The sequence below is a fragment of the Pantoea sp. Morm genome, assembly GCF_016643525.1.
In the GTDB taxonomy this organism is placed as follows: Bacteria; Pseudomonadota; Gammaproteobacteria; order Enterobacterales; family Enterobacteriaceae; genus Pantoea; species Pantoea dispersa.
In genome coordinates this window covers 1-4,253 of record NZ_VOQX01000171.1, presented here as the reverse complement: position 1 = coordinate 4,253, position 4,253 = coordinate 1, and the positions used below count along the sequence as shown (strand labels likewise).

General features: G+C 52.2%; 2 protein-coding genes and 1 rRNA gene. All 3 read left to right on the top strand.

Going from position 1 to position 4,253, the window contains the following annotated elements; translation table 11 throughout:
- The coding region (gene pgeF / locus FT726_RS26200) for a peptidoglycan editing factor PgeF (protein ID WP_346303735.1) at nucleotides 1-627 on the top strand (627 nt) is incomplete at its 5' end.
- Between the two features lie 124 nt (nucleotides 628-751).
- Nucleotides 752-3,325 (top strand): ATP-dependent chaperone ClpB, encoded by a 2,574-nt coding sequence (gene clpB, locus FT726_RS26195; protein ID WP_346303734.1) that lies wholly within the window; start codon nucleotides 752-754, stop codon nucleotides 3,323-3,325.
- A 474-nt stretch (nucleotides 3,326-3,799) separates the two neighbouring features.
- A 16S ribosomal RNA gene (locus FT726_RS26190) occupies nucleotides 3,800-4,253 on the top strand; the annotation flags it as partial.

Genomic DNA, 4,253 nt, shown 5'->3' with positions numbered 1-4,253 from the left:
CTGAATCTTGGGGCGCACGTTGGCGATGCTGAAACGCATGTCTTGCAAAATCGTCAGTATTTGAAGGATAAGCTGCTGCCCGCTATGCCGCAGTGGCTCAATCAGGTGCATGGGCAAGATGTTGTGCGTTTGCCTGTGGACAATGTGATACCAAATGCAGATGCGGCCATCACCCGTGAATCCGGCGTGGTTTGCGCTGTCATGACAGCGGATTGCTTGCCGGTATTGTTCTGCAGTGATGATGGCCTTGAAGTTGCCGCTGCACACGCCGGCTGGAGAGGTCTGTGTAACGGCGTGCTGGAACAGACGCTGCGGCAGTTTCGCTCACCAGCCAGTGAGATTCACGTCTGGCTAGGACCCGCTATCGGCCCTGATGCATTTGAAGTCGGCGCAGAGGTACGTGAAGCCTTTATGGCGCACGATGCGCAAGCCGATGCGGCTTTCCGTCCAGCGGGTGACAAATATTTTGCAAATATCTGGCAGTTAGCGCGTCAGCGACTTCAGGCCGCCGGAGTGCATTCCATCAGTGGTTCACAGCGTTGCACTTTCACCGAAGCCGATGATTTTTTCTCCTACCGACGCGATGGAATCACCGGGCGTATGGCAACTTTGATTTGGCTGAGATAACCTTACGCCGCAAGACGATCCAGTAGCGTATTTTTTGTTCGCAATGCAGGTCATTAAACTTGAAAAATTTGAGGGATGACCTCATTTAATCTCCAGTAGCATTTTGACCTGTATTGGAGGAATCATGCGTCTGGATCGTCTTACTAATAAATTCCAGTTGGCCCTTGCCGATGCTCAGTCCCTTGCTCTGGGACACGACAATCAATTTATCGAACCCCTGCACTTGATGAGCGCTTTGCTCAATCAGGAAGGCGGATCGGTGCGTCCGTTGCTTAGCGCAGCAGGTGCCGATGTGGCTGGTCTGCGTACCAGCATCGAACAAGCTATCAACCGACTGCCGCAGGTAGAAGGTACAGATGGCGATGTACAGCCTTCAGCCGATCTCATTCGGGTTCTGAACCTGTGCGACAAACTCGCGCAAAAGCGCGGCGACAACTTTATTTCATCTGAATTATTTGTTCTGGCGGCCCTCGACTCTCGTGGTTCGCTGGCGGACCTATTGAAGTCCGCTGGTGCAACCACCGAAAAACTCACTAAGGCCATCGAGCAATTGCGGGGAGGAGAGAACGTGAACGATCAAGGGGCTGAAGATCAGCGCCAGGCTTTAAAAAAATACACCATCGATCTGACCGAGCGCGCCGAGCTTGGCAAGTTAGATCCGGTGATTGGTCGTGATGAAGAGATTCGTCGTACCATTCAGGTATTGCAGCGCCGTACCAAAAACAACCCGGTATTAATTGGGGAACCCGGCGTAGGTAAAACTGCGATTGCCGAAGGGTTAGCGCAGCGCATTATCAATGGTGAAGTGCCAGAAGGATTGAAAGGTCGCCGCGTGTTGGCCCTGGACATGGGTTCGCTGGTGGCGGGTGCTAAATATCGTGGTGAGTTCGAAGAGCGCCTGAAAGGTGTGCTGAGCGATCTGGCAAAACAGGAAGGCAACGTCATTCTGTTTATCGACGAGTTGCATACCATGGTTGGCGCGGGTAAAGCCGATGGTGCCATGGATGCCGGTAACATGCTGAAGCCTGCATTAGCGCGTGGTGAGTTGCACTGCGTCGGTGCGACCACGCTGAATGAGTATCGCCAGTTCATCGAGAAAGATGCGGCGCTGGAGCGTCGTTTCCAGAAAGTCTTTGTGGCTGAACCGAGCGTGGAAGACACCATTGCTATTCTGCGTGGCCTGAAAGAGCGCTATGAGTTGCACCACCATGTGCAGATTACGGATCCGGCGATTGTGGCAGCGGCCACGTTGTCGCACCGCTATATCTCCGATCGCCAGCTGCCAGATAAGGCAATTGACTTGATCGACGAGGCTGCATCGAGCATTCGTTTGCAGATGGACTCGAAACCGGAGTCGCTTGATCGTCTGGAACGCCGCATCATCCAGTTAAAGCTGGAACAGCAGGCACTGAAGAAAGAGTCTGACGATGCCAGCATCAAACGTCTGGAGATGCTGGAAACGGAACTCGACCAGAAAGAGCGTGAATACGCTGAGCTGGAAGAAGAGTGGAAAGCCGAAAAGGCCTCTTTAACAGGTACGCAGAACATCAAGGCGGAACTGGAGCAGGCTCGTCTGGCGATGGAGCAGGCGCGACGTGTTGGTGATCTGGGCCAAATGTCCGAACTGCAGTACGGTAAAATTCCGGAGCTGGAAAAACAGCTCACTATTGCGACGCAGTCTGAAGGTAAAACCATGAAGCTGTTACGTAACCGCGTAACAGATGTGGAAATTGCCGATGTGCTGGCGCGCTGGACCGGCATTCCAGTGGCACGAATGATGGAAGGTGAGCGCGAGAAACTGTTGCGGATGGAGCAAGAGCTGCATGCGCGCGTGATTGGCCAGAACGAGGCGGTTGATGCGGTATCGAACGCGATTCGCCGTAGTCGTGCGGGTCTATCCGATCCAAATCGTCCAATTGGCTCGTTCCTGTTCCTTGGGCCGACCGGTGTCGGTAAAACCGAGCTGAGTAAAGCGCTGGCTAACTTCTTGTTCGACAGCGATGACGCCATGGTGCGTATTGATATGTCTGAGTTTATGGAAAAACACTCGGTATCGCGTTTAGTCGGTGCACCTCCGGGCTACGTGGGTTATGAAGAGGGCGGTTATCTGACAGAAGCAGTACGTCGTCGCCCTTATTCCGTGATTCTGCTGGATGAAGTCGAGAAGGCTCACCCGGATGTGTTCAACATCTTGTTGCAGGTGCTGGATGATGGGCGTTTAACTGATGGTCAGGGGCGTACGGTAGATTTCCGTAATACTGTGGTCATTATGACCTCTAACCTTGGCTCGGATCTGATCCAGGAACGTTTCGGTGCATTGGACTATCCGGAAATGAAAGATGTGGTGATGACGGTGGTAGGTTCGCATTTCCGCCCAGAGTTCATTAACCGTATTGATGAGGTGGTGGTGTTCCATCCGCTTGGCGAACAGCACATCGCCTCAATCGCGCAGATTCAGTTGCAGCGGTTGTACAAACGTCTGGATGAACGTGGCTATCAATTGCATATCACAGATGGAGCGCTGAAGCTGTTGGGTGAAAATGGATATGATCCGGTTTATGGTGCACGTCCATTGAAACGCGCTATTCAGCAGCAAATTGAAAACCCGCTGGCGCAGAAGATTCTTTCTGGTGCTTTTGTTCCGGGTAAAACCATTGAAATGGATGTGAAAGACGATGTCATCGTCGCGCATCAGTAATTCAAAATGTTGAAAACGGGCCTTCGGGCCCGTTTTTTTTGCCTGTGTGATGCCAATTCGTTGCTAATTTCAGCGCATCGACCGAAAAGTGAGCGGTCGTGCAAAAACTTCAAATTAACGCTTGTCAGCTCATCAGAAATCCCTATACTGCGCCACCACTGAGACGGCAAAGCGGCAACGCAGACGGCTTAGCAGGGAGTGAAGAAATTCATCCCGCCGGAGAAAAACGCTGAAAAAAGTGTTTGACTCTGAAGGAGGAAGGCGTAATATACGCCACCTCGCAACAGCAGCTTAAGGCGCTGATTGCACCGCTCTTTAACAATTTATCAGACAATCTGTGTGGGCACTCGCAGGATTGATATCAGCGTCTCCGGACGTAAAAAATATCAAGTCTCACGAGTGAACACATAATGAAATTCATTATGACGTTTTACAGATGAGCATCGCTGCACTTGTTGCAGCAAATCAAACTTTAAATTGAAGAGTTTGATCATGGCTCAGATTGAACGCTGGCGGCAGGCCTAACACATGCAAGTCGAACGGTAGCACAGAGAGCTTGCTCTTGGGTGACGAGTGGCGGACGGGTGAGTAATGTCTGGGAAACTGCCCGATGGAGGGGGATAACTACTGGAAACGGTAGCTAATACCGCATAACGTCTTCGGACCAAAGTGGGGGACCTTCGGGCCTCACACCATCGGATGTGCCCAGATGGGATTAGCTAGTAGGTGGGGTAATGGCTCACCTAGGCGACGATCCCTAGCTGGTCTGAGAGGATGACCAGCCACACTGGAACTGAGACACGGTCCAGACTCCTACGGGAGGCAGCAGTGGGGAATATTGCACAATGGGCGCAAGCCTGATGCAGCCATGCCGCGTGTATGAAGAAGGCCTTCGGGTTGTAAAGTACTTTCAGCGGGGAGGAAGGCG